This window comes from Kitasatospora nipponensis (assembly GCF_039528135.1).
GTDB lineage: Bacteria > Actinomycetota > Actinomycetes > Streptomycetales > Streptomycetaceae > Kitasatospora > Kitasatospora nipponensis.
In genome coordinates, this window is record NZ_BAAALF010000137.1 from 1 (window position 1) to 22,580 (window position 22,580).

The following is a 22,580-nucleotide window of genomic DNA, read 5'->3' on the forward strand; positions in this document are numbered from 1 at the left end:
CTTCGACGGCGTGGCCGAGACCGAGGTGGCCACCTGGACGCTGGCGGTGGACAAGTCCGAGGTCCGCCGGGCCCGCGCGCTGGTGCGCGACCAGCTCACCGCCTGGCAGCTGACCGGGCTCAGCGACACCACCGAGCTGCTGGTCAGCGAGCTGGTCACCAACGCGGTCCGGGTCGCCCGGGACTACGTCCAGCTCCAGCTGATCCGGGTGGACAAGCTGCTGGTCGAGGTCAGCGACGACAACCACAACCTGCCCTCGCTGGAGCCGGCCGAGTCGATGGACGAGAACGGGCGCGGCCTCAACCTGGTCAGCAAGCTCGCCGAACGGTGGGGCACCGCCCGCAAGGCGGTCGGCAAGGTGGTCTGGTTCGAACTCCCGCTGCCCCGTTCCTGACCGGCGGTCCCGGCCGGCCCCCCCGCCGGCCGGGGCCGGTGGCGGGGCTACGGCAGTGCCGTGCGCCGGCCCTCGGCCGCCACCAGGCGGGCGGCGCCCACCCCGCTGAGCACCCGCGGCCAGTAGCTGCCGAAGACCTCGGCGGTGGCGGCGATCAGCACGGCGCTGATCAGCGCCACGATGTGCTCCAGGCCGGCCAGGTTCGGGATCGCCACCGCCTCGGCGATCATGGTGCCGATCACCGCGGCCCCGGTCGCCCAGGCCCGGCACTTCCAGGCGATGCAGATCGCCAGCGCCACCACGGCCGCCGAGGGCCCGGTGTCACGGGCGTGCGCGATCCAGGCGGGGAAACCGAAGAGGTGGTCCGGGCCGATGTGCAGACCGATCCGGGCGAAGATCGTGCCGGCCAGCGTGCAGGCGTAGGCGACCACCAGCGTCATCCGCCGGCCCAGCACGATCTCGGCGATCCCGAAGACCACCAGCACCTGTGCCAGCGCCCCCCAGACCGGCAGGTCGAGGGCGGGCACGTAGAGCGAGAGCGGCGTGCGCAGCAGCGAGACGTCCAGCGGCAGGCCCGCCTTGACGACCCCGATCCGGGTGACGAACCCCTCCCCGCCCGGCAGGTGCTGCACGATGCTGAACAGGAGGATCAGGAACGTCGCCACGACCGCCAGCGGAACGGCCGCGAAGCGCTTGCGCGCCAGCTGCTCCCGAAGCGTTGCGAACAGTGTTCCCCACTCGGCGACGACGGCCCGCCGCAAGAGCGGCACCACCCCTCGTCGCACGTCCCCCGCGTGGGTCCTCTGGCTCACGATTACCTCTCTTGTCCGTCTTTTCCAGGTATTTCCCGCCCGGTCCCCATGATGCGTACGCACCCCCCGGTTCAGTCTCCAGCCTAAACAGCGGGAAAACGATTCGAGTCAGACCGGGTGCGTATCTGCGCGTCATCCTCAAGTGGTAGGCAGCGCCTTTCGGCCACCCCCCATCGCGCGGGCCCTGTGCCCGCGTCAGGTCCCCCTCCGCCCCCCGGCGGAGGGCTACCCCTTCCCACCACGTTCCGCCGTGGGCAGACCCGCCGTTGCCGCCACGGGGGCGGTCGGGCGCGGATGCCGGCGACGGAACAGGGCGGGGAGGCTCGGTGCGGTGATGAACCCCTCGGCCCGGGCGCTGGCCAGGCCGATCCGAGGGATCTCGCTGCTCTTCTCGAAGAGCAGGTAACGCGGTTCCCAGATCGGCCGGTACTTCGCGTTCGCCCGGTACAACGACTCGATCTGCCACCAGCGGGAGAAGAAACCCAGCACGGCGCGCCACAACCGCAGCACCGGACCGGCGCCCAGGCGCGATCCGCGCTCGAAGACCGAACGGAACATCGCGAAGTTCAGCGACACCCGTTCCAGGTCGACCTCGGCGGCGCCCTTCTCCAGCAGTTCGATCACCATGAACTCCATCAGGCCGTTCTCGGTCTCCCGGTCACGGCGCATCAGGTCCAGCGACAGGCCCTTGGGACCCCACGGCACGAAGCTCAGCAGCGCCCGCAGCTCGCCCTGGGCGTCGTGGCACTCCAGCATCACGCAGCGCCCGTCGGCCGGATCGCCCAGCCGGCCCAGCGCCATCGAGAAGCCGCGCTCGGTCTGGCCGTCGCGCCAGCGGTCGGCCTTGCTGAGCAGGTCGGCCATCTCGGCCTCGGGGATCTCCCCGTGCCGCCGGATGCGCACCGTGTAGCCGGCCCGCTTGACCCGGTTGTAGGCCTGCCGGACCACCCGCATGGCCCGCCCGTCCAGCGAGAACTCGTCCAGCTCGACGATCGCCTCGTCGCCCAGCTCCAGGGCGTCCAGGCCATGACGCGCGTAGATGACTCCGGCCTCCTCGGAGGCCCCCATCACCGCCGGCGCCCAGGCGTGCTCGCGGGCCTCGGCCAGCCAGCGCTCGATCGCCCCCGGCCAGGCCTCCGGGTCGCCGATCGGGTCGCCCGAGGCCAGCGAGACCCCGCCCACCACCCGGTAGGTCACCGCGGCCTTGCCGGTCGGCGAGAAGATCACCGCCTTGTCACGGCGCAGCGCGAAGTAGCCCAGCGAGTCGCGCTCGCCCTGCTTCTCCAGCAGCTCGCGCAGCCGCTCCTCGTCCTCGGGGTTGAGCAGTTCCTTGCCGCGCGGGCTGCGGAAGGCCACGTAGATCACCAGCAGCAGGAGCACCGCGCCCATCGCGTTGATGAAGGCGTTCAGCCAGCTGGGGACGTTGATGACGTCCAGCACCTTGTCCGAGGGGTCGATCGTGATCATGCGGAAGATCGCGTAGCGGAACCGGTCGCCCAGGCTCGCCCCGGAGAGCGTGTTGTAGAAGCCGACCAGGACGGCGCCGATGGTGCCGCCGACCACCAGGCCGCCGAAGAAGGTGGCCACCGCCATCTTCGGGTTGGACCGGTCGCCCTTGGAGGTGAACTCCTTGCGGCTCACCACCAGGCAGAGCATGAACAGGCCGGTCAGCACGGTGGAGAAGTAGTTGAAGCCGTGCTGGTTGTAGTGGTTCTCGCCCGGCCAGCCCAGCGCCAGCACGTAGAGCAGGAAGGTCACCCCGCCCAGGCCCAGGTTGAAGATCCAGGCGGCCCGCTTGCGCCGGCGCATCGCCACCGCGAGGAAGAGCGAGAGAACCGCCGTCGCCAGGCCGGTCGTCATCAGGTACGGCGTGAAGTACTCGCCCTCCGAGTGGTGGCGCACCGTGTTGCGCAACGGCGTCAGCAGCACCGCCACCAGGTTGAGCAGCGCGATCAGCCGCAGGTACCAGACCGTGCCGGCCGCGGCGCGCGGGCGCAGCCGGGCCAGGAAACCGGCGCCGGCGGTGGCCGGGGCGCCCGTCGGGGGCTGCTTAGTGGTGGAGGACACAGCTCAATTCCAAACGATCAGGTCAAGCAGCGCATCCGCACTGGTGGAGGAGCGTCATCCATCGTGTCCCACCCCCGAAGAGATCCGCGTGAACCGGTCAGCCGATTCACCCCCCGCCGTTCGGCGGGGGTCAGGGGCCCCCGAAGCCCTAGGCTCGTCCCGTCGAGCGCCACCGCCCCGAGGCAGGGGGCTGTACAGAGAGCAGGGCTGATGACAGCTATCCGCGTGCTGATCGTCGACGACGAGTTGCTCGTCCGCTCGGGCCTGGGCCTGATCGTGGGCTCCGCGCCCGACCTGGAGATGGTCGGCGGCTGTTCCGGGGCCCAGGCCGAGGAGGCCGTCCTGCGGCTGCGGCCGCACGTGGTGCTGCTGGACATCCGGATGCCCGACCTGGACGGCATCTCGGTGCTGCGCAAGCTGCGCGCCCTGCCCGACCCGCCGGCCGTCTCGATGCTCACCACCTTCGACACCGACGAGTACATCGGCACCGCGCTGCGGGCCGGCGCGGCCGGGTTCCTGCTCAAGGACACCGCGCCCGAGCAGTTGGTGCACGCGGTGCGGATCCTGGCGGCCGGCGGCAGCATGCTCTCGCCGGCGGTCACCCGCACGGTGATCGGCGGGTACGTGGAGGGCGGCGGCCCGGACGGCGCCGCGCTCACCCTGGTCCGCTCGCTGACCGTGCGCGAGCGCGACGTGCTGGCGCTGGTCGGCGAGGGACTGGCCAACGCCGAGATCGCCGACCGGCTCTTCCTGGGCACCGGGACCGTCAAGGACCACATCAGCGCGATCCTGGGCAAGCTCGGTGCCGCGAACCGGGTGCAGGCGGCCGTCATCGCCCACCGCGCCGGGCTGGTCCGCCCCGCCCAGCCGTGAGAGCGGCGCTGCGGGCGAGGGCGCGGGCCGTGGCGCGCGGCACCGCCGGCCGCTCGGTGCGGCACTGGGCGGCGCTGCTGCTGCCGGTGCTGCTGTCCCTGCTGGAGGGCTGGCTGCTGGACCGCGACACCGTCTGGTGGAAGAACGCGCTGAACGCCGTCGGGGCGCTGGGCCTGCTGCTGCGGCTGCGGCTGCCGGTGGTCTCGATGGTGCTGGCGCTGCCCGGCACCTTCTTCACCGAGAGCTGGCTGGCCCCGATGACCGCGCTCTACTCGGTGGCGGCCCAGCGGCGCCGGCCCGCGGTGCCGGTGCTCTGCGCCGTCGCCTTCGCGGCCGCCGACTACTTCACCTGGTCGGTGGCCGGGCCCAACTCCGCCGTCGACGTCCTCTCGCTGGACCGGACGGACGGGCTGGCGCTGATCCAGTCGCTGCTGCTGGGCATCGCCCCGGTGGCACTGGGCATGCTGGCCCGCACCCGGCGCGAGCTGACCCTGCGGCTGGAGGAGCTGACCCGTGGCCGCCGGCGCGAGGCGCGGCTGGTGGCCGAACGGGTGCTGGCCACCGAGCGCGCCCGCCTGGCCCGCGAGATGCACGACGTGGTCGCCCACCAGGTGAGCCTGATCAGCGTGCAGGCCGGCGGGCTGCAGGTGGCCACCACCGACCCGCGCGCCGAGCAGACCGCCCGGACCATCCGCGAGCTGTCGGTGCGCACCCTGCAGGAGCTGCGCCAGCTGGTCGGGGTGCTGCGGGCGGCCGGCGGCTCGGCGCTGCCGGGCGGCGGCGAGGAGGGCGCCGGCGCGCAGGGTGCCGGCGCGTCGGCGCTCACCGCACAGCCGCGGCTGGAGGACCTGCCGGAGCTGATCGAGCAGAGCGGGCTGGCGACGAGCAGCGAGCTGACGCCGGGCGGGCGCAGCTGGCCGGAGGCGGTCCAGCGGGCCGCCTACCGCACGGTCCAGGAGGCGCTGACCAACATCCGCAAGCACGCACCGGGGGCCGAGGTGCGGATCAGGGTGACCGCCCGCGGCGAGCGGCTGCTGGTCGAGGTGTGCAACGGACCGGTGCCGGGCGGCCGTCCGGCGGCCCCCACGCTGCCCGGCGGCGGGCACGGACTGGTCGGCCTGCGCGAGCGGGCCCAGCTGCTGGGCGGATCGATGACGGCCGGGCCCACCGCGGACCACGGCTTCGCCGTGCACGCCGAACTCCCGGCCGGGGCACGGGAGTGACAGGCCCCGAATCGGCTGCGCCGTGCGGGTGAAAAGCGGGTGGCGCAACCGTCCGGTCGGGCGGGGACCCCGAAGAGTAACCCAAGGGACACTTTCGGCCATATCCGGTCTCGGTGCTCCGGCGTGACCCGTTCGATCCCGCAAGGAATGGAGAAGACCCATGAAGGACTTCCGCAGGGCCCTCGTGCTGACCTGTGCTGCCGGCGCGCTCGTCCTCGGCGGCGCGGGCGCGGCCAGCGCCTCCGCCGGCGCGTCGGGCGCGGCGGTCGGCTCGCCCGGCGTGCTGTCCGGCAACGTCGTCCAGATCCCGATCCACATCCCGGTCAACGTCTGCGGCAACAGCATCGGCGTCGTCAGCGTGCTGAACCCGGCGATCGGCAACACCTGCGTCAACCAGGGCTGACCCCACCCGGCCCGTGGCCGGCCCCGCCCACGTGGCGGGGGCGGCCGCCCGCGTTTCAGCCCCGGCGGTCGGCGCCGCCCAGCCGCAGCCGGCCCAGCGTGAAGCCGCGTCCGGCCGGGTCCAGCGGCCTGGTCGCGGCCGTGAAGAGCTCGGCCGCCCGGCGGTAGGAGAGCCGGCCGCGCCCGGTCAGCGGGCAGCGCTCGCCCGGCGCGGTCCCCGCCGGCGCCCGGCGGTCGGTCAGCAGCAGCGGCTCGCCGGCCCGGCCGACCAGCAGCAGCGGCAGCAGCCGGGCCGAGCCCGGTCCCCAGCGCAGGTCGGCGGCCTTGCCCCGGCCGCGCCGGGCCGAGACGTCGAGGTCGTCGACGTCCAGCGCCAGCACCCGCTCGATGGCGGCCCCCGACTCGTACACCAGGTGCCAGCAGACCTGGTCGCGCAGCGGCGCCGGCAGCGCCAGCACGGCGCCCACCTCGACCGCGTCCCGGGCCCCGGCGCCTGGCCCGGCCGGCGCGAACGGGGCCAGCCCCGGCAGCGGGTCGCCGCTCAGCCAGCCCTGCGCCCGCCACCAGCCGAGCGCCGCGCGCAGCGCGGAGAGTTCGCGGTTCACCGTGCGGGGCCCGGCCGCCGCGGCCCGCAGCGCGGCGGCGCCGGCCAGCCGCCGCGCCGCCCGCGGATCGTCCAGCAGCGCCAGCGGCAGCACCGGGGGCGCCGCCCGACGCCGGTCCCGCCCCAGCGGCACGGTGCGCCCGGCGATCGCCCAGGCCCAGGTCGCCAGCGCGATCCGGTACACCCGGCGCGAGCCGTCCTTGAGTTCCGCGGCATCCAGGTAGCGCTCGACCGCGACCGCGTACTCCACCGGTTCCCGCAGTAAATCAATCACGCCACAACTCCCCTTCTCCGCAGTTCAGAGCCCGTTTACTGCACCATTTCAGTGATAGCAGAAAATTGATGCTCCTTCACTCAGATATTCCGTCAGAAAGCCTTGCCGGAGCGCGGATGACGGCGGCAGGCTGCTCTCCATGACGACCGCCCCGCGCGAACGCCACGGGCTGCGGCACGCCCTGTCGCCGCGCTCCCCGCTCTGGCACGATCGCAACACCCGCTGGTTCCTGCCCGGCTACGCCACCTCGCTGCTGGGCTCCTCGATGGCTCCCGTCGCCCTCGCCTTCGCGGTGCTGCGCGAGGGTGGCGGCCCCGCCGAGCTCGGCTGGGTGCTGACCGCCCGGATCCTGCCGCTGGTCCTGGTGCTGCTGCTCGGCGGCGTGGCCGCCGACCGGCTGGGCAGCCGCCGGGTGATGCTCGCCGCCGACCTGCTGCGCTGCCTGGCCCAGGCCCTGCTCGCCCTCCTGCTGATGACCGGCCACCCGCCGCTGTGGGCGCTGCTGGTGCCGGTGGTGCTCGGCGGCGCCGGGGAGGCGGTCTTCAACCCGGCGCTGGCCGCGCTGATCCCGCGGATCGCCCCCGCCGAGCAGCTCGCCGAGGCCAACAGCGTGCTGAGCCTGATCCGCTCCACCAGCACGGTGGCCGGCCCCGCGCTGGCCGGCCTGGTCGCCGTGGCCGCCGGCCCCGGCCCGGTGCTGGCCCTGGACGCCGCCAGCTACGCGGTCAGCGTCCTGACCCTCGCGCGGCTGCGGGTCACCCTGCCGGCGCCCGCCGCCAAGCCCGGTCTGCTGCGCGAACTGCGCGAGGGCTGGGGCCACTTCAGCTCCCGGACCTGGCTGTGGACCACCTCGCTGCACGCCGGCGCGATGAACCTGCTCTGCTGGGCGCCGTACCTGGTGCTCGGTCCGGTCACCGCCGAGCGGCGGCTGGGCGGTGCGGGCGCCTGGGGCCTGATGACGGCCTGCTACGGGGTCGGCGCGGTGGCCGGCGGCCTGCTGCTGCTCGCCCGCCGCCCCGGCCGCCCGCTGCTGACGGCCACCCTCGCGATGGGCGCCTTCGCCCTGCCCTCGGCCGCGCTGGCCGGCGGGGCGGCGCTGCCCTGGGTCTGCGCCGCCGACCTGGCCGCGGGCCTGGCCGCGACGGTGGCCGGCACCCTCGACGACACCGTCGTGCAACGCCTGGTGCCGCCCGAGGCGCAGGCCCGGGTGTACGCCTGGAACAGCCTGGGCGCCTTCGCGCTGGGACCGCTGGGGCTGGCCGCCGCGGGCCCGGTCGCCGCCGCGCTCGGCACCTCCACGGTGCTCGGCCTCGGCGCCGGATGGCAGCTGGCCGCCACCGCGGTGGTGGCCGCCCTGCCCGCGGTGCGCCGCCGCTGAGGGCGGCTCAGCCGACCGGCTGCGGGCTCCACGTCCCGTGCGGCAGCGCGATCCGCAGCCCCTGCGCGGTGTCGCCGCGCAGCGCCAGCGCCGCCGCCACCTCGGGCGCGGGTTCGGCCAGCCCCAGCAGCGCGGCGCTCAGCTGGGCGGCCGCCCGGTGCCAGTCCCGCGAGCGGTGCAGCATCGCGTGGTCGGCGGCCACCACCTCGATCCCGGCCACCGACGCACCCACCGCCCGGGCCCGGGCGGCCAGCTCCCGGGTGTGGGCGGGATCGGTGACCCGGTCCCGGTCACCGTGCACGGTCACCAGGGTGCGCCCGGCCAGTTGCTCGACCGGGTCCTGCGGCGGGCACCAGGGCGCCAGCGCCAGCACCCCGGTGACGGTGGGCTGACCGGCCGCCCGCAGCGCGGCCCGGCCGCCCATCGAGTGCCCCAGCAGCACCACCGGCACCGGCCCGAGCTCGGCCGCCACCGCGTCCAGCGCCGTCGTGACGTCCCGCGCCGCGTCCGCCCGCTCCCCGTTCCAGCCGCGGTAGCGGTAGCGCACCAGCCCCACCGCCGCGCCGCCGGCCGCCGTCGCACGGGCCACCGGGCGGACGAACCCGCGCATCCGCACCGCCGCCGGGTGCCACGGCCGGGCCGGCGCGGTGTTCTCCACCTGGCCCCCGTGCAGCACCAGGACCACGCCCCGCACCTCGCTCGGCCGAACCGGCCACCACACCGCCGCTGCCACCTGGTCCACTCCTCGCCACAACCGCCAAGGAGCCCATTCTCAGCCCTGGGGCCCGCCCGGCGGCATGTCGTAGGTGACGAACATGGTGCGGGTGGCCACCTGGTCGTACTTGGCCCGGGCCCGGTGGTTGTCGTCGGCGGTGATCCAGCGCACCGTGTTCCAGCCGCGCTCGGCGGCCAGCGCCCGCAGCTCGGCCAGCAGCGCGTCCACCGCGCCGCCGCCGCGGGCGGCCGGGTCGACGAAGAGGTCGTCCAGGTAGCCGCCCACCGCGCCGGCCAGCGGGCGGGCGAAGGGCCGCACGTGGGCGAGGCCGACCGGCCGGTCGGCTGCGTCCACCACCAGCAGGCACTCCACCTCGTGCGCCGGGTCGCCGATCCACGACCAGACCAGCGCGAAGCGCTCCTCGGGCATCTCCACCCGGTAGAACTCGCCGTACTGGCGGAAGAGGTCGCGCCAGGCCGCGAAGTCCCCGGCGACTGGCCGGCGGACCCGCCAGGCGGGGGTGGCGGGGGTGGTGGCGGTGGAGGTCATGGACGCGCTCCCGGGTTCGTCTCGCATCAGGTCCCGCCCATGATCACCCGCGACCACCCGGTGGGAACAGGGCCCGCTCGGGACGGCGCCCGATCCCGACGGCGCCCGCCTCAGAACAGCGCCCGGGCCAGCACCGCGCCCAGGTAGGCCGCGCCCAGCCCGGCGCAGACCGAGGCGACCACGTTCGCCAGCGCGTACAGCCGCGCCCCGGTCTCGGCCAGCCGCAGCGTCTCGTAACTGAACGTCGAGTAGGTGGTCAGCGCCCCGCAGAGTCCGGTCCCGATCAGCAGCTGGAGCTGCGGGGAGGCCGCGCCGGCCAGCACCGCGCCGGTCAGCAGCCCCAGCACCAGCGAACCCGTCACGTTCACCGTGAAGGTGCCCCACGGGAAGACCGTGTCGTGCCGGGCCTGCACCGCGCGGTCCGTCAGGTAGCGCAGCGGCGCGCCCACGGCGGCGCCGAACCCCACCAGCAGGTAGCCGTTCACCGCCCGCCCTCCGGGTCCCCGGCCGGCTCCCCGGGCAGCAGCAGCTCGACCTCCTCCAGCGTCACCACCCCGCCGGTGACCAGGCCGTCCAGCTGCGGCAGGAAGGCCCGCACCCGCTCGGCGCGGTCCACGATCACCACCGCCACCGGCAGGTGCTCGCTCATCGACAGCAGCCGGGCGGAGTGCACCACCGAGGAGGCCCCGAAGCCCTCCACCCCGTGGAAGACCGAGGCCCCGGCCAGGCCCGCGGCGTGCGCCCGGTGCACGATCTCGGTGGCCAGCGGCCGGTGGTGCCAGGTGGCGCCGTCGCCGGTGAGCACGGTCAGCCGCAGCGCCGCACCGCCCGCCCTCATCGCGTCCCCGCCCGTCGCAGGCCGGCGGCGACCAGCAGCAGCCGGGCCGCCCACGCCCCGGCGGCGACCGCCGCCAGCGCGGCGAGCAGGGTGGCCGCCAGGTAGCCCAGCGCGGTGGCCGGGTGCCCGCCGTCCACGAGGCGCTGGATGTCCACGCAGTAGGTGGAGAAGGTGGTGAAACCGCCGAGCACCCCGGTGCCGAAGAACGGCCGCACCAGCCGGTGCGCCGCACGCCCCTCGGTGATCGCCACCAGGAAGACCCCGATCACCAGGCAGCCCACCGTGTTGATCAGCAGCGTGGTCCACGGGAAGGTGCCGGGGTGGGTGGTCCAGATCAGGCCGGCCGCGTACCGGGCCTCGGCCCCGAGCACCCCGCCGGCCACCACCACGGCGAGCACGTCGTACGGCGCCCGGTGCGCGCCGGCCGTGACCGCCGCGGCCACCGGCTCGCTACGGGTCCGCTCCACGGGTCCACTCCTCCCGGCCGGGCCCTGCCGTCCTCGGGGCCGATCTGTGCCGCCCAACCTACCGCCGCCCGCCGGGCGCCCGCCGCTCCGATGGAGCAGTCGGCGGGACACCGGCGCCGCGTCCGCGAAGGCTGGACCCATGGAGCCACCGCAGGACCCCGCACCGCCGCAGCCGCAGCCGCAGCCCTCGCGCCCGCCGCGCTGGTTGCGGGTGCTGCTGGTCCTCGCCCCGGCCCTGCTGCTGGTGATCTACTTCACCATTCCGATGGGCGCCTTCGGCCCCGACCACCCGCAGCTCAGCTGGACCGTCTTCGGCATCGCGCTGGCGGTGCTGGCCCTGCTGCTGGTGGTCCAGATCCGCACCATCGTGCTCTCGCTCGGCCGCGGGATGCCCGCCGTCGCCATCCTGGTCCTGTTCAGCCTCGCGCTGGTGCTCTTCGCCGCCGCCTACCTCGCGCTGGCCCGCAGCCCCAGCGAGTTCGACGGCCTGCACACCCGCATCGACGCGCTGTACTTCACGGTGGTCACCATGTCCACGGTCGGCTACGGCGACATCGTGCCGACCGGCCAGTCCGCCCGGGTGGTGGTGATGGTGCAGATCCTCTACACCTTCGTCTTCCTCACCGCCGGCGCCACCGCGCTCGGCCAGCAACTGCGCGGCCGGCTCGGCCGGCGGCTGCGCGTGCGCCACCCGGACGGCCCACCGCGGCCACCCGGTGCGGACCCCTCGGCACGCGGTTGAAGATTTCCCGGACCCCGGAGATGCTGGACGGGTGAGCGGAATCTTCGACGAGGAACTGCGTGAGCAGCTGGCCCAGGCCCGCGCGGCCCTGGAACTGGCCCGCGCCGACGGTGACCTCGACGGGGTGCAGGCCTACGAGGGGCGGATCTCGGGACTGATCAGGATGGCCGCCAAGCACGGCATCACGCTCCCTCACACCACCGACGAGGAGAACGGCGAGAGCTGACCGCACCGTCACCGGACCGCCCTCGCCCCCGATGGCCCGGCCGCCTGCGGACATACGAAAACGGTGCCTCTCGCAGCGACTTCCGTCACTGTGGGAGGCACCGTTTCCGGTACTGCCTGGTGCGCGAGGGGGGAGTTGAACCCCCACGCCCTTTCGGGCACTGGAACCTGAATCCAGCGCGTCTGCCTATTCCGCCACCCGCGCATGGGTGTTGTCGTAGATGCTAACCGATCGTCCGGGTGAGGTCGAACCGGTTTGGACCCGCTTCGCTTCCCACTCGGCCGGTTTCGGCTCCCTCTCGGGCGCCCCTTCCGACATGCAAAACATTAGCACGCCCCACGGGGAACCTACGAATCCCTTCCCCCGCCCGGCCTGCACAGCTGTCCGCCGGGCGCGACTCGAACGGCCGAGCGGGCCGGCCCCCGGCCACCGGCCCAGGGGTGAGCACCGGGAGGGCCGGGTATCCCTTGTGCCACCGGGCCCGCCCCGTCGGGCGGGTGTGCGGCATCCCACGCCCGTCCACCACGTGGGCCGGGGAACCGTACAGATGGCCGCGGCGTGGATACGATCAGTACGGAAGTACCGCAATCGGGCCGTGTGGCCCCGCGCCGAGAAGCCGAGAACCCTGGAAGGGGGTGCCCCGTGGGAGTCCTGAAGAAGTTCGAACAGCGGCTCGAGGGTCTCGTGAACGGCACCTTCGCCAAGGTGTTCAAGTCCGAGGTCCAGCCCGTGGAGATCGCCGGAGCGCTGCAGCGCGAGTGCGACAACAACGCCACCATCTGGAACCGCGAGCGCACCGTGGTGCCCAACGACTTCATCGTCGAGCTCAGCCCGCACGACTACGAGCGGCTCAGCCCGTACGCCGGGCAGCTCGGCCAGGAGCTCGCCGGCATGGTGCTGGAGTACGCCGAGGCGCAGCGCTACAGCTTCCTCGGGCCGCTGCAGGTCAACCTGGAGCAGGCGGACGACCTCGACACCGGTCTCTACCGGGTGCGCAGCCGCACCCTGGCCAGCGACCTGCCCGAGCAGCAGCAGCCGGCCGCCCCGGGCGGCTACGGCCGCGGTCCGGCCGCCGAGGCCCCCGGCGCACCGTGGCAGCAGAACGGCGCACCGACGTACGGCGGCGCACCGACGCCGCCGAGTGCTCCCCCCGTCACGCCCCCCGCGCCGGCCGGCGCCGGCATGGGCAACGTCCGCCCGTTCCCCGGCTCGGGGTCCGGAGCGGGCACCCGGCGCTGGATCGAGGTCAACGGCGCCCGCCACCAGATCACCGGCACGGCCTGCGTCCTGGGCCGTTCCACCGAGGCGGACGTGCGGATCGACGACCCCGGGGTCTCCCGCAAACACGCCGAGATCCGCCCCGGAACGCCCGCCATGGTGCTCGACCTGGGGTCCACGAACGGCATCGTGGTGGACGGGCAGCACACCCAGCGCGCTACGCTCCGCGACGGCTCTCGGATCGTCGTGGGCTCCACGACGATCATCTACCGACAGGTCGAAGGGTAGGGCGGGCAGCGGTGTCTGAGCTGACTCTGACAGTCATGCGGCTGGGGTTCCTGGCCGTGCTGTGGCTGTTCGTCATCGTGGCGGTGCAGGTGATCCGCAGCGACCTGTTCGGCGCCAAGGGCACCTCCCGCACCGGCCGGCGGGCCGCCGGCGCAACGGCGAACGCGAACGCGGCCGCGGCGACGCCGACCCCGGCCGCCGCCCCGCCCCGCCAGCAGAGCGGCCCGCGCGATCAGGGCACCCAGCACGGCACCCAGCCGCTGGGCGGCGCCGGCCAGCGGCGCCGCGGCGCGCCCACCCAGCTGGTGGTGGTCGAGGGCGCCCTGGCGGGGACCACCGTGGCGCTGCAGGGCCAGGTCATCACGCTCGGCCGCGCGCACGACTCCACCATCGTGCTCGATGACGACTACGCCTCGTCGCGCCATGCCAGGATCTACCCGGATCAGGCTGGGCAGTGGACCGTGGAGGATCTAGGCTCCACCAACGGCACCTATCTGGACCGGCAGCGGCTGACCGTGCCGACACCGCTCCAGCCGGGGATGCCGATCCGTATCGGCAGGACCGTCATCGAACTGCGGAAGTAGTAGCGCATGAGGGACAGCACCCCGTCCATGACCAGCCGGGCCGGCGGCGCGAGCGCCGTCGCCCAGCGCGAGGCCCAGAGGGGGGCACGCACCGTATGAGCCTCGTGCTGCGTTTCGCCGCCGGATCCCACAAGGGGCTGATCCGGGAGGGGAACGAGGACTCCGGGTACGCCGGTCCGCGGCTACTGGCCGTGGCCGACGGCATGGGCGGCGCGGCCGCCGGCGAGGTCGCCTCCTCCGAGGTGCTCAGCTCGATCATCGCGCTGGACGAGTCCGACCCGCACGCCGATCTGCTGACCCTGCTGAACGACGCGGTCCAGGGCGCCAACGAGCGGCTGCGGCTGATGGTCGATCAGGACCCGCAGCTCGAGGGCATGGGCTGCACCCTCACCGCGCTGCTGTGGACCGGCGACCGGATGGGCCTGGTGCACGTCGGCGACTCGCGCGCCTACCTGCTGCGGGACGGCTCGCTGAGCCAGATCACCCAGGACCACACCTGGGTCCAGCGCCTGGTGGACGAGGGCCGGATCACCCCCGAGGAGGCCGAGACCCACCCGCAGCGCTCCCTGCTGATGCGCGCGCTGGACGGCCGCGGCCAGGTCGAGCCGGACCTGTCGATCCGTGAGGTCCGGGCCGGCGACCGCTACCTGATCTGCTCGGACGGCCTGTCGGGCCCGGTCAGCCACCAGACGCTGGAGGAGACGCTCGGGAGCTTCTACGCCCCCGAGCAGACCATCCAGGAGCTGATCCAGCTGGCGCTGCGCGGCGGCGGCCCCGACAACATCACCTGCATCGTGGCCGACGTCCTGGACGTGGGCCCCAGCGACACCTTCAGCGGGCAGTTCACCACCGTCCCGGTGGTGGTCGGCGCGGTCGCCGAGGGCCCGCACGGCACCGCCGTGGACAACCCGGTGATCGACACCCCGGCCGGCCGGGCGGCAGGCCTGGGCCGCGGGCCGGCCCCGCAGGGCGCCTTCGGCCCGGCCGACGGCTACCAGGGCCAGGGCGGCTACGACGCCACCCAGGGCGGCTTCGGGCCGGCCCAGGGCTACCAGGAGAACGCCGGCGAGGGCTACCCGCAGGCCGGCTACCCGCAGGAGGCCTACGGCGCCCCGGCGCCGGCCGGTGCGCCCGACGGCGAGTACGACGCCGACGGCTACCGGCCCGAGGACTACCCCGCGCCGCCCGAGCCGCCGAAGAAGCGCCGCTGGTTCCGCCGCTCGGCGATCATGGTGGTGGCGCTCGGCCTGGTCGGCGGCGCCGCGTACGGCGGCTGGCAGTGGACCCAGGGCAAGTACTACCTGGCCGACCACAACGGCAAGGTCACCGTCTACCAGGGCATCAACCAGAACCTGGCCGGGCTGAACCTGTCCTCGTTCTACCAGGAGTACCCGATCGAGGTCACCGACCTGCCGGTGTACCAGCAGCAGCAGCTCAAGAGCACCATCGAGGCCGGCAGCCTGGCCGCCGCCAACGAGCGGGTCAAGGAGTTCGACGCGCAGGCCGCGGTCTGCCGCAAGGTCGCCAAGCCCGTCACCCCGGCCGCTCCGCCGGCCACCACCGCCGCGTACCGCACCGCCCCCAAGGTCGGCGCCTCCCCCGCGACGCCCGCCCCGGGCGCCTCGCCCACCCCGGTGCCCGTCCAGCCGACGCCCGGTGCGAGCGCGAGCCCGAGCATCCCGCCCCAGGGCAGTGCCTCGCCCAGCGCACCCGCGACCAGCTCCCCGCCCGCCCTCAGCGAGGACGAGCAGAAGCTGGCCGTCAACTGCGCGGGCTCCTGAGTGCGGCCGGTGAGGCGCCGGTGAGTTCCCTCCAGCTCGGTGACCGGCTCGGGCGCAGCGTCGGGCTCGGCCCGGCAGGTGCTCCGGGCCGGCGCAACACCGAGCTGGGCCTGCTGGCGTTCGCCCTGCTGCTGCCGATGCTGGCCTACGCCAACGTGGGCCTGGCGATGGACGGCCGGCTGCCGGCCGGGATGCTGGAGTACGGCCTGGGCCTGGGCGCCCTGGCGGGCGCCGCCCACCTGGCGGTGCGCCGCTTCGCGCCCTACGCCGACCCGCTGCTGCTGCCGGCCGCCACCCTGCTCAACGGGCTCGGCCTGGTGATGATCTGGCGGCTGGACAAGGCCGGCAAGCAGTTGCGCGGGAACTACCCGGCGGCCACCAACCAGCTGATCTGGTCCGCCCTGGGGATCGCCTTCTTCCTGGCGGTGATCGTGCTGCTGCGCGACCACCGGGTGCTGCAGCGCTTCACGTACATCTCGATGGTGCTGGCCCTGGCGCTGCTGGCCGCCCCGGCCTTCTTCCCGGCCCGCGCCGCGGACTTCGGCGCCAAGATCTGGATCCACCTGGGCAGCTTCTCGATCCAGCCCGGCGAGTTCGCCAAGATCATCCTGGCGGTCTTCTTCGCCGGCTACCTGATGGTCAAGCGCGACGCCCTGGCGCTGGCCAGCCACCGGGTGATGGGCCTCTACCTGCCGCGCGGGCGCGATCTGGGGCCGATCCTGGTGGTCTGGCTGCTGAGCATCCTGATCCTGGTCTTCGAGACCGACCTGGGCTCCTCGCTGCTCTTCTTCGGCCTCTTCGTGGTGATGCTCTACGTCGCCACCGAGCGGACCAGCTGGATCGTCTTCGGCCTGCTGCTCTCGATCGGCGGCGCGGTCCTGGTGGGCTCCACCGAGGCGCACGTCAAGGTCCGGATCGACGCCTGGCTCGACCCGCTGGCCGCCTTCGCCCACCCGGGGTCCGGCGCCAGCGACCAGATCGGCCAGTCGCTCTTCGCGCTCGGCTCCGGCGGCGTCACCGGCTCCGGGCTCGGCCAGGGGCGTTCCTGGCTGATCGGCTTCGCCGCCAAGAGCGACTTCATCCTCGGCTCCTTCGGCGAGGAGCTGGGCCTGACCGGCCTGATGGCGCTCTTCCTGATCTACGGGCTGATCGTGCAGCGCGGCCTGCGCACCGCGCTGGCGGCCCGCGACCCGTTCGGCAAACTGCTCGCCACCGGCCTGTCCTCGGCGTTCGCGCTGCAGGTCTTCGTGGTGGCCGGCGGGGTCACCGGACTCATCCCGCTGACCGGGATGACCATGCCCTTCCTGGCCCAGGGCGGCTCCTCGGTGATCGCCAACTGGAGCCTGGTCGCCCTGCTGCTCAAGATCAGCGACAGTGCCCGTCGTCCGGCACCGGAACCGACCCGGGCGGTCGGAGCGTAGGAGTCTGTGCGGTTGAATGGCTTCGCCGCACCACACAGCCGCCGCCGGGTGGCACCGGAAACGAGGAGGGGCCCGGCTCGTGAACAAGCCCATCAGACGGGTCTCCGTCTTCTGCCTGGTACTGATCCTGGCACTGCTGCTGCGCACCAACTGGGTCCAGGGGGTGGAGGCGACCAGCTACGCCGACAACCCCAACAACCGCCGCAACGTCTTCGACCAGTACGCCTACCCGCGCGGCAACATCTTCGCCGGCGGTCAGGCGCTGACCAGCTCGGACGCCACCGGCGGCTACCTGTACAAGTACAAGCGCGGCTGGACCGACGGGCCGATGTACGCCCCCGTCACCGGCTTCTCCTCGCAGGCCTTCGGCAACAGCGGCCTGGACTACGCGGAGAACGGCATCCTGGCCGGCACCGACGACCGGCTCTTCTTCCGCAACACCCTGGACGCGCTGACCGGCAAGCAGAAGCAGGGCGGCGACGTGGTCACCACGATCGACCCCAAGGTGCAGAAGGCCGCCTACGACGGGCTGGGCACCAAGAAGGGCGCCGCCGTCGCGATCGACCCGCGCACCGGCGCGATCCTGGCGCTGGTCAGCACCCCCTCGTACGACCCGGCCAGCTTCGCCGGCAACTCCACCAGCGTGGACACCAAGAACCGCCAGAACCTGCTCAACGACCCGAACAAGCCGCTGCTCGACCGCGCGCTGAGCGAGACCTATCCGCCCGGCTCGACCTTCAAGCTGATCACCGCGGCGACCGCGTTCGAGACCGGCAAGTACCAGAGCCCGGACGACCAGACCGACACCCCGGACCACTACATCCTGCCGGGGACCAGCACCGAGCTGCGCAACGACAACCCCCAGGAGCAGTGCGGCCAGGCGACCCTCAAGTACGCGCTGACCATCTCCTGCAACACGGTCTACGGCAAGCTCGGCGCCGACCTGGGCAAGGAGAAGCTGCTAGCCCAGGCGCAGAAGTTCGGGTTCAACAGCACGGTGGACACCCCGATCCGCTCCGCCAAGAGCACCTTCCCGAGCGACTCCACCCCGGACGGCACCGCCCAGGACGCGATCGGCCAGCACAACACCGCCGCCACCCCGCTGCAGATGGCCATGGTCGCCGCCGCCATCGCCAACAACGGCAAGCTGATGCAGCCCTACCTGGTGGACGAGGAGCGCTCGGCCACCGGCACCACCATCTCCAAGCACACCGAGCACGAGATGGGCCAGGCGATCAGCCCGCAGACCGCCCAGAAGCTGCAGCAGATGATGGTCGACGTGGTGCAGAACGGCACCGGCAAGAACGCCCGGATCAACGGCATGGAGGTCGGTGGCAAGACCGGCACCGCGCAGCACGGCCAGGACAACAGCGGTCTGCCGTTCGCCTGGTTCGTCTCCTACGCCAAGGTGGGCGACAGCGCCCCGGTGGCAGTCGCGGTGGTGGTCGAGGACGGCGCCGCCCAGAGCAACGAGATCAGCGGTGGCAGCCTGGCCGCCCCGATCGCCAAGTCGATCATGCAGGCGGCCACCGGACAGTAGGGCCGCGGCGGCCCGCTCGCGTGATCACTGCGTGACCGGACGGTGAACCGCCCCTCGAACGCCCGGCCGGTCGGCGATACTGGGCGTTCGGGCCCGGGCCGGATACCGGTCTGGTCTCGGCTGGCGGGCGTGTCGAGTTGTCCGGCGGGCGACCGGTAGCGTATCCGCAGCAGCGGGTGTGCCCGCGGCTGCCTCGACCGGCCCCGGCGCCCGGCCCGGCCGGCGTCACGGCACCACCGTGGCGGCGAACCGTGCCGGCACCGTCTGCGTCACTACAGAACAGCGTCACTACGGAAGCGTGCGGGGAACCTACGTCATAACCTCACCGCCCGGTGAGGGAGAGGGTCGGAACTATGGAAGAGCCTCGTCGCCTCGGCGGCAGGTACGAGCTCGGCGGCGTCCTCGGACGCGGCGGCATGGCCGAGGTCTACCTCGCCCATGACACCCGGCTCGGCCGCTCCGTCGCAGTGAAGACGCTGCGGGCCGACATGGCCCGCGATCCGTCGTTCCAGGCCCGCTTCCGCCGCGAGGCGCAGTCCGCGGCGTCGCTGAACCATCCCGCCATCGTCGCCGTGTACGACACCGGCGAGGACTACATCGACGGCATCTCCATCCCGTACATCGTGATGGAGTACGTCGAGGGCTCCACCCTGCGCGAGCTGCTGCACTCCGGGCGCCGGCTGCTGCCCGAGCGCGCGCTGGAGATGACCATCGGCATCCTGCAGGCCCTGGAGTACTCGCACCGGGCCGGCATCGTGCACCGCGACATCAAGCCCGCCAACGTGATGCTGACCCGGCAGGGCAACGTCAAGGTGATGGACTTCGGCATCGCCCGCGCGATGGGCGACGCCGGCATGACGATGACGCAGACCTCGGCCGTCATCGGCACCGCCCAGTACCTCTCGCCCGAGCAGGCCAAGGGCGAGACGGTCGACGCGCGCTCCGACCTCTACTCCACCGGCTGCCTGCTCTACGAGCTGCTGACGGTCCGCCCGCCGTTCGTCGGCGACTCGCCGGTCGCGGTGGCCTACCAGCACGTGCGCGAGGAGGCGCAGCCGCCGTCCGCCTACGATCCCGAGGTGCGCCCCGAGATCGACGCGATCGTGCTCAAGGCGCTCGCCAAGGACCGCGACTACCGCTACCAGAGCGCCGACGAGATGCGCGACGACATCGAGCGCTTCCTCGACGGCCTGCCCGTCGCCGCCGCCCAGCAGGCGGCCGCGTACGGCATGGGCGGCTACGGCTACGACCAGAACGGCTACCCGGCCCAGCACGACCCGTACGGCCAGACCAACCTGCTGCCCCAGCAGGGCGGCGGCGCCGCGCCGACCACCATGCTGCCGCCGGTCGGCCAGCAGGGCTACGGCCAGGGCCCCGGCGGCTACCAGGGCGCGGGCGGCTACGACCCCGGCTACGGCGGCAACGGGAACGACGGCTACGACGAGGGCCCGCGCAGCGGGCGCCGGCGCGACGAGCAGCCGAAGAAGAGCAACACCTCCTGGATCATCCTGGCGGTCGCCGCCGTGCTGGTCCTGGTCGGCTCCTTCTTCGTGGCCTCGGCCATGTTCAAGGGCGGTGGCAACAGCGGCAACGCGGCCTCGACCCAGATCGTCGTGCCCACGCTGACCGGCAAGAGCCTCGCGGACGCGACCACCGCCGCGCACACCGCCAACTCCAAGCTCACCGTCGCGCAGGGGGCCCCGACCACCTGCGCCAACGTGGCCAAGGACCTGGTCTGCCAGCAGAGCCCGGCGGCCGGCACCCAGATGGCGTCCACCGGGACGATCACCGTCCAGCTCTCCACCGGTCCCGGCCAGAGCCCGGTTCCGGACGTGACCGGCAAGACCAAGGACGCCGCGACCAAGGCGCTGACCGACGCCGGCTTCCAGGTCGGCCCGCCGCAGTACGCCACCAGCGACACCGTTCCGCAGGACTCGGTGATCTCCCAGGACGTCCCCGGCGGCACCAAGGCGGAGCCCAACGCCACGGTCACCCTGACCATCTCGTCGGGCCAGGGCAAGATCACGGTCGCCGGCGTGGTCGGCCAGACCGCCGACGTCGCCGGCCAGACGCTGCAGGGCCAGGGCTTCACGGTCGACGCCTCGAAGACCGTCCCGTCCACCAACGCCAGCCAGGTGGTCGGCACGGTCGCCACCCAGAACCCGGCGGCAGGCGCCAAGGTGGCCAAGGGCGGCACGGTCACCCTGACCATCTACGCGGCGCCCGCGAAGATCCAGGTCCCGGACCTGACCGGCAAGACGGTCAAGGAGGCCACCGCGGCGCTCACCGCCAAGGGTCTGACCAACTGGACCTTCAACGGCCCCAGCGACGACAAGGCCGTGGTCGTCACGACCAACCCCGGCCCCAACCAGCTGGTCGACGCCGGCACCAGCATCCAGCTCACCACGGCGGCAGCGCCCAAAGGAGCCGGTGGTACCACCGGTGGTGCCACCGGGAGTCCCACCAACCCGATCGGCGGCGCCTTCGGCACACCCCCCTGGGCCAACGGCAACTAAGCACTGAGCCACCCGCGAGGGGGGCCGCGCACCGCCTCAGGGCGGGGCACGGCCCCCCTTCGGCGTCCGCCGCCGCGTCAGTTCCCGCGCAGCTCCGGCGGGGGCGTGCGCCGGGCGTCGACCTGGTCCACCCGCACCAGGCTGCCCCAGACCGCCATCCGGTAGCGCGAGGTGTACACCGGCGTGCAGGTCGTCAGGGTGATGTAGCGTCCCGGTCCCCGGTAACCGGCGCCCTCGGGCACCGGGGCGATGATCCCGGTGTCGTACTTGGTGGTCTGCGCGAGGGTGGCGTCCACCCGGTAGACGTACCAGCGGTCCCGGGTCTCCACCACCACCGCGTCGCCCTTGTCGAGCGCGTCGAGGTCGTGGAACTTCGCGCCGTGCCCGTCGCGGTGCGCGGCCAGGGCGAAGTTGCCGACCGCGTCCCACGGCATGGCCGCCCGGTACGGATCCTGGTAGACCCCCGCGACGCCCTCGTTGAGCACCTCCGGGCCGGTGCCCAGCTCGATCAGCACCTGGTAGCCGCGGCCCAGCGCGGGGATGTGCAGGAAGCCCAGCCCGGCCCCGGCCCGGTAGCCGGGGCCCTCGGGCACGGCGGGCGTCGGCGTGGTCGGCGCCCAGGACTGCCGCAGCCGCTCGCCGGCCCGCCCGGACTGCCGGTCGGCGAGCAGGTCGGTCCACCAGAGCGAGTAGCCGACGAAGAGCGCCAGCACCAGCCCCGCGGTGATCAGCAGCTCGCCGAACACCCCGAGCGCCAGCGCCCCGCGCGAGCGCCTGCGCCGCCGGACCCTGGTGCAGCTCACGGTGGTTCCGCCTCGTCCTGTCGGGGGCCGCGCCGCGCAGCGCGGGGCGGGCGGGCGCACCGCCCCCGACGGAGCGTCAGCTCCTACTGGGTCGTCAGCGCCGGCGGCTGTCCCTGGCTCCTGGGCCGTTCATCGACCATCTTGCCAAAGACGATGAGCCTTCCCCGTGCACTGAACTCCGGCGTACAGGTGGTCATCGTGAGGTACCGGCCGGGCTGGGTGAACGGCGAGCCCTTGGGGATCGGCTGCAGCACCGCCACGTTGGTCGGCGAGGTCTCCGGGATGCCGCCCTCGACCTCGTAGGTGTAGTAGGTGGTCGCGGTCTCCACCACGACCTTGTCCCCCGGCGACAGCTGGCCGATCTTGCGGAACGGCTGGCCGTGCGTGGTGCGGTGCGCGGCCACCGCGAAGTTGCCCGACGCGTCGGAGGGCAGCGCGGTGTTGTCGTAGTGGCCGACCAGGCCGTGGTCGAGCACCTTCTCCTTGTCGGTGCCCTGCGCGATCGGGTAGTCCAGCCCGAGCTTGGGGACGTGCAGGATCGCGAAGCCCTGGCCCGGCGCGAACACCCCCGGCGAGGGGGCGGCCGACTGGCCGGGGCCCGGAGCCGGCGCGGCCGCGCCGGGGCTGGCCCACTGCGACTCCAGCTTGCTGCGGGCGCTGTCCGCGGAGGCGTTCGCCTGCACGTTGGTCCACCACAGCTGGTACGAGACGAAGAGCAGCATCACCAGGCCGAGCGTGATGCACAGCTCGCCCACCAGGCGGGCGGCCAGGACGCGCTTGGACTCCTTGGGCCGCACCGCAGCACCGCCTCGCCCCACCGCCCGGCGGCGGCCTTTGCCGGAGCGCACGGCCATCCGGCCGTTGG

Annotated in this window: 23 protein-coding genes and 1 tRNA gene; 13 read left to right on the forward strand and 11 right to left on the reverse strand. The window is 73.4% G+C overall.

Annotated elements, in window-relative coordinates; translation table 11 throughout:
* Positions 1-394: ATP-binding protein (locus tag ABD323_RS28960; RefSeq protein WP_344444947.1), on the forward strand; the 394-nt coding region annotated here is incomplete at its 5' end.
* A gap of 47 nt (positions 395-441) precedes the next feature.
* Here the strand turns inward: ABD323_RS28960 and ABD323_RS28965 are convergent.
* Together ABD323_RS28965 and ABD323_RS28970 are read right to left on the reverse strand one after the other, a co-directional pair.
* Positions 442-1,206, reverse strand: a complete 765-nt coding sequence (locus ABD323_RS28965; RefSeq protein WP_344444948.1) for a hypothetical protein — start codon at positions 1,204-1,206, stop codon at positions 442-444.
* A gap of 225 nt (positions 1,207-1,431) precedes the next feature.
* Positions 1,432-3,213 (reverse strand): phosphatidylglycerol lysyltransferase domain-containing protein, encoded by a 1,782-nt coding sequence (locus ABD323_RS28970; protein WP_344444970.1) that lies wholly within the window; start codon positions 3,211-3,213, stop codon positions 1,432-1,434.
* Positions 3,214-3,483: 270 nt separating this feature from the next.
* Here ABD323_RS28970 and ABD323_RS28975 point away from each other — a divergent pair, with 270 nt between their 5' ends.
* The 3 genes from ABD323_RS28975 (at position 3,484) to ABD323_RS28985 (ending at position 5,772) form a co-directional block, all read left to right on the forward strand.
* The gene (locus tag ABD323_RS28975; RefSeq protein ID WP_344444949.1) at positions 3,484-4,146 is read left to right on the forward strand and encodes a response regulator; all 663 of its coding nucleotides are present in this window, start codon (positions 3,484-3,486) and stop codon (positions 4,144-4,146) included.
* Between the two features lie 29 nt (positions 4,147-4,175).
* Positions 4,176-5,369 carry a sensor histidine kinase gene (locus ABD323_RS28980; protein WP_344444950.1) on the forward strand — a complete coding sequence of 398 codons (1,194 nt, stop codon included), beginning with the start codon at positions 4,176-4,178 and terminating at the stop codon, positions 5,367-5,369.
* Positions 5,370-5,529: 160 nt separating this feature from the next.
* Positions 5,530-5,772 (forward strand): chaplin, encoded by a 243-nt coding sequence (locus ABD323_RS28985; RefSeq protein WP_344444952.1) that lies wholly within the window; start codon positions 5,530-5,532, stop codon positions 5,770-5,772.
* A gap of 55 nt (positions 5,773-5,827) precedes the next feature.
* On the opposite strand, the gene ABD323_RS28990 is transcribed toward ABD323_RS28985, so the two are convergent.
* On the reverse strand, positions 5,828-6,649 hold the full coding sequence (locus ABD323_RS28990) for a hypothetical protein (RefSeq protein WP_344444954.1): 822 nt from the start codon (positions 6,647-6,649) through the stop codon (positions 5,828-5,830).
* A gap of 139 nt (positions 6,650-6,788) precedes the next feature.
* Here ABD323_RS28990 and ABD323_RS28995 point away from each other — a divergent pair, with 139 nt between their 5' ends.
* Positions 6,789-8,027 (forward strand): MFS transporter, encoded by a 1,239-nt coding sequence (locus ABD323_RS28995; RefSeq protein WP_344444955.1) that lies wholly within the window; start codon positions 6,789-6,791, stop codon positions 8,025-8,027.
* 7 nt (positions 8,028-8,034) lie between these two features.
* On the opposite strand, the gene ABD323_RS29000 is transcribed toward ABD323_RS28995, so the two are convergent.
* From ABD323_RS29000 to ABD323_RS29020, 5 genes are all read right to left on the reverse strand, one after another.
* Positions 8,035-8,760: an alpha/beta hydrolase gene (locus ABD323_RS29000; RefSeq protein WP_344444956.1), complete on the reverse strand. Its 726-nt coding sequence runs from the start codon at positions 8,758-8,760 to the stop codon at positions 8,035-8,037.
* A gap of 39 nt (positions 8,761-8,799) precedes the next feature.
* Complete coding sequence (locus ABD323_RS29005; protein WP_344444957.1) at positions 8,800-9,291, reverse strand: GNAT family N-acetyltransferase; 492 nt, start codon at positions 9,289-9,291, stop codon at positions 8,800-8,802.
* Positions 9,292-9,401: 110 nt separating this feature from the next.
* Positions 9,402-9,776 (reverse strand): fluoride efflux transporter CrcB, encoded by a 375-nt coding sequence (gene crcB, locus ABD323_RS29010; protein WP_344444958.1) that lies wholly within the window; start codon positions 9,774-9,776, stop codon positions 9,402-9,404.
* Positions 9,773-10,129 carry a DUF190 domain-containing protein gene (locus ABD323_RS29015; protein ID WP_344444959.1) on the reverse strand — a complete coding sequence of 119 codons (357 nt, stop codon included), beginning with the start codon at positions 10,127-10,129 and terminating at the stop codon, positions 9,773-9,775. Before ABD323_RS29015 ends, crcB begins: the two co-directional genes overlap by 4 nt.
* Positions 10,126-10,596: a FluC/FEX family fluoride channel gene (locus ABD323_RS29020; protein WP_425556196.1), complete on the reverse strand. Its 471-nt coding sequence runs from the start codon at positions 10,594-10,596 to the stop codon at positions 10,126-10,128. Before ABD323_RS29020 ends, ABD323_RS29015 begins: the two co-directional genes overlap by 4 nt.
* Positions 10,597-10,735: 139 nt before the next feature.
* Between ABD323_RS29020 and ABD323_RS29025 the strand changes: the two genes are divergently transcribed.
* Positions 10,736-11,338: a potassium channel family protein gene (locus tag ABD323_RS29025; protein WP_344444960.1), complete on the forward strand. Its 603-nt coding sequence runs from the start codon at positions 10,736-10,738 to the stop codon at positions 11,336-11,338.
* Between the two features lie 31 nt (positions 11,339-11,369).
* Positions 11,370-11,564: a hypothetical protein gene (locus tag ABD323_RS29030; RefSeq protein ID WP_344444961.1), complete on the forward strand. Its 195-nt coding sequence runs from the start codon at positions 11,370-11,372 to the stop codon at positions 11,562-11,564.
* Positions 11,565-11,681: 117 nt separating this feature from the next.
* Here ABD323_RS29030 and ABD323_RS29035 read toward each other — a convergent pair.
* Positions 11,682-11,768: transfer RNA gene (locus ABD323_RS29035), tRNA-Leu, on the reverse strand.
* 438 nt (positions 11,769-12,206) lie between these two features.
* Between ABD323_RS29035 and ABD323_RS29040 the strand changes: the two genes are divergently transcribed.
* The 6 genes from ABD323_RS29040 to pknB all read left to right on the forward strand — a co-directional run bounded on the left by ABD323_RS29040 (position 12,207) and on the right by pknB (position 20,912).
* Complete coding sequence (locus tag ABD323_RS29040; RefSeq protein WP_344444962.1) at positions 12,207-13,070, forward strand: FHA domain-containing protein; 864 nt, start codon at positions 12,207-12,209, stop codon at positions 13,068-13,070.
* A gap of 11 nt (positions 13,071-13,081) precedes the next feature.
* Positions 13,082-13,654: an FHA domain-containing protein FhaB/FipA gene (locus tag ABD323_RS29045; protein ID WP_344444963.1), complete on the forward strand. Its 573-nt coding sequence runs from the start codon at positions 13,082-13,084 to the stop codon at positions 13,652-13,654.
* Positions 13,655-13,749: 95 nt separating this feature from the next.
* Positions 13,750-15,435 (forward strand): PP2C family protein-serine/threonine phosphatase, encoded by a 1,686-nt coding sequence (locus ABD323_RS29050; protein WP_344444964.1) that lies wholly within the window; start codon positions 13,750-13,752, stop codon positions 15,433-15,435.
* A gap of 20 nt (positions 15,436-15,455) precedes the next feature.
* Positions 15,456-16,856 carry an FtsW/RodA/SpoVE family cell cycle protein gene (locus tag ABD323_RS29055; RefSeq protein WP_344444965.1) on the forward strand — a complete coding sequence of 467 codons (1,401 nt, stop codon included), beginning with the start codon at positions 15,456-15,458 and terminating at the stop codon, positions 16,854-16,856.
* A gap of 79 nt (positions 16,857-16,935) precedes the next feature.
* A complete protein-coding gene (locus ABD323_RS29060) occupies positions 16,936-18,396 on the forward strand; it encodes a peptidoglycan D,D-transpeptidase FtsI family protein (RefSeq protein ID WP_344444966.1) in 1,461 nt (486 codons plus the stop codon).
* Between the two features lie 353 nt (positions 18,397-18,749).
* Entirely contained in the window at positions 18,750-20,912 is a 2,163-nt protein-coding gene (gene pknB / locus ABD323_RS29065; RefSeq protein WP_344444967.1) for a Stk1 family PASTA domain-containing Ser/Thr kinase, read from the forward strand.
* A 77-nt stretch (positions 20,913-20,989) separates the two neighbouring features.
* Here the strand turns inward: pknB and ABD323_RS29070 are convergent, their stop codons facing one another.
* Positions 20,990-21,715 carry a class E sortase gene (locus ABD323_RS29070; RefSeq protein ID WP_344444968.1) on the reverse strand — a complete coding sequence of 242 codons (726 nt, stop codon included), beginning with the start codon at positions 21,713-21,715 and terminating at the stop codon, positions 20,990-20,992.
* Positions 21,716-21,798: 83 nt separating this feature from the next.
* Positions 21,799-22,580: class E sortase (locus ABD323_RS29075; protein ID WP_344444969.1), on the reverse strand; the 782-nt coding region annotated here is incomplete at its 5' end.